The organism is Kitasatospora sp. MBT63 (assembly GCF_000710465.2).
Classification (GTDB): domain Bacteria; phylum Actinomycetota; class Actinomycetes; order Streptomycetales; family Streptomycetaceae; genus Kitasatospora.
On the sequence record NZ_JAIZ01000222.1, the window covers coordinates 1 to 1,030 of the forward strand.

Consider the following 1,030-nt stretch of genomic DNA (forward strand, 5'->3'; position numbering starts at 1 on the left):
GGCGAAGCTGAGAACTTAAGCGCCAGTAAACGGCGGTGGTAACTATAACCATCCTAAGGTAGCGAAATTCCTTGTCGGGTAAGTTCCGACCTGCACGAATGGCGTAACGACTTCTCGACTGTCTCAACCATAGGCCCGGTGAAATTGCATTACGAGTAAAGATGCTCGTTTCGCGCAGCAGGACGGAAAGACCCCGGGACCTTTACTATAGCTTGATATTGGTGTTCGGTTCGGCTTGTGTAGGATAGGTGGGAGACTTTGAAGCAGCAACGCCAGTTGTTGTGGAGTCGTCGTTGAAATACCACTCTGGTCGTGCTGGATGTCTAACCTGGGTCCGTGATCCGGATCAGGGACAGTGTCTGGTGGGTAGTTTAACTGGGGCGGTTGCCTCCTAAAGAGTAACGGAGGCGCCCAAAGGTTCCCTCAGCCTGGTTGGCAATCAGGTGTTGAGTGTAAGTGCACAAGGGAGCTTGACTGTGAGACTGACGGGTCGAGCAGGGACGAAAGTCGGGACTAGTGATCCGGCGGTGGCTTGTGGAAGCGCCGTCGCTCAACGGATAAAAGGTACCCCGGGGATAACAGGCTGATCTTCCCCAAGAGTCCATATCGACGGGATGGTTTGGCACCTCGATGTCGGCTCGTCGCATCCTGGGGCTGGAGTAGGTCCCAAGGGTTGGGCTGTTCGCCCATTAAAGCGGTACGCGAGCTGGGTTTAGAACGTCGTGAGACAGTTCGGTCCCTATCCGCTGTGCGCGTAGGAATATTGAGAAGGGCTGTCCCTAGTACGAGAGGACCGGGACGGACGAACCTCTGGTGTGCCAGTTGTCCTGCCAAGGGCATGGCTGGTTGGCTACGTTCGGGAGGGATAACCGCTGAAAGCATCTAAGCGGGAAGCCTGCTTCGAGATGAGTATTCCCACCTCCTTGAGAGGGTAAGGCTCCCAGTAGACGACTGGGTTGATAGGCCGGATATGGAAGCCTCGTGAGGGGTGGAGTTGACCGGTACTAATAGGCCGAGGGCTTGTCCTCAG

The 1,030-nt window shown here is 55.5% G+C and carries 1 rRNA gene; it reads left to right on the plus strand.

The annotated features are described in order from the left end of the window. Positions 1-1,028 (plus strand): 23S ribosomal RNA (locus tag AA75_RS14925); the annotation flags it as partial. Between the last annotated feature and the right edge of the window lie 2 nt (positions 1,029-1,030).